Source organism: Bradyrhizobium sp. URHD0069 (assembly GCF_000701345.1).
GTDB lineage: Bacteria > Pseudomonadota > Alphaproteobacteria > Rhizobiales > Xanthobacteraceae > Bradyrhizobium.
Genome location: NZ_JNIJ01000127.1, coordinates 1 through 1,418, shown reverse-complemented (window position 1 = coordinate 1,418; position 1,418 = coordinate 1). Strand labels below are relative to the sequence as shown.

1 protein-coding gene is annotated in these 1,418 nt (G+C 58.2%); it reads right to left on the bottom strand.

Going from position 1 to position 1,418, the window contains the following annotated elements:
* Positions 1-1,046, bottom strand: a 1,046-nt coding sequence (locus tag N554_RS0130565; RefSeq protein WP_245283762.1) for a cache domain-containing protein, incomplete at its 3' end; no start/stop codon positions are given.
* Between the last annotated feature and the right edge of the window lie 372 nt (positions 1,047-1,418).

The following is a 1,418-nucleotide window of genomic DNA, read 5'->3' as shown; positions in this document are numbered from 1 at the left end:
TCCTCGGCCTTTTCCTTCGCCTCGGACAATTCGTGCTCGCGGTGCTCCAGTGCGTCGGCCATGGTGTTGAACGCGTCGGCGACCCGGGCGATTTCCGATTTATCCCGGATGTCCACACGTCGGGCATAATCACCCTGCCGCCATTGGTTTGCGGCGGCGACCAATTCGCCAAGCGGACGATGGATGAACCGGCGGGCGCCCAAAGATGTCAGGATCAACACCAGCGAGGTGCTCAGGACGATCAGAAAAATGTGGCGCCGCGTGCGATCCTGGATCTCGGCGAAGGCCTGCGCCTTGTCGACGCTATAGCCGACAAAAAGGCCCCCGGAATCGGCGTCCAAGGTTGAGTAGCCGATGATCCGCTCCACACCATTGATGTCGAGGATATCGATCGCTCCCCGTTGGTCCAGATTCAGGTATTTGTCACCGCGCATCTTTTTGCCGACAAGCCGGCTGTTATCGGGGTAGCGGGCGAGATACGTGCCATTGCGATCCGTGATGGCGAGCGCCGCTCCTGCTGGAATACCCTTTCGCGCGATGTGGTCAGCGAGCCAATCCAAGCTGAGAGCGGCTATAACGACGCCGCCCATGCGACCATCGTCGCCGTAGAACGGCAACGCAAAATGAAGGACGTTGCGGCCGGTCAATCGACCGATCGCGAACTCTCCGACTGTGAATTCACCGGTTTTCAGAACGTTGGCGAAGTAGGGCCGCCCGGCGGCAGTCGATGGCTTATGATCGCTGCTTGCGTCGCAGAAGGAGCTGCCATTCATGTCGACCATGATAAAGCTGATGAACCCCGGATATCGTTGCTTGATGTTGGAAAGGTAAGCATTGCATCCCGGGATGTCCTTCGCTTTGATCGCCGGGAGTTCCGACAGCGCGATCAGGACCTGACGAATTCCCTGTACGATCTGCTGTTGCTCTGCCGCGGCGAGCTTGGCCAGGCTGAGCGCTTGGTTCTCCACTTCGACCTGGCGCGCACGACGGAGATCGAATTCATTGTATGCCTGAATTGCGATCGCGGGCAGGAGCGCGACAGCCACCAGCACGAAAAGGCGCAATAAAAGATTCACTTCTCAATCGTCCCTAAACCCTGAACTCCTGAAATGCACGCCGGTGTGGAGACGGTGCTGCGCTGGTCTCGATCGACGGCGAAAAGCTATCGATAATGTATTCGGCGATGGATCCTGATCCGCACCGTGATCCGAGTGTCGAGTAAACGTTTTTCCAAGATAACGCGGCCGTGTGGCGACTCAGTGCCATCGGCAGAAAAACTTCGTTACGATTGTAACGCGTCCAGGGCTCAAGGCCGGCGGCAGTCCGACCGTGCCGCTCGAAATACGAAAGCTTACGCTTCCTGCAGGATTGACCGCAGGCGCCGCGCTAGGTCTGTCAGGCGGAACGGTTTGTCGATA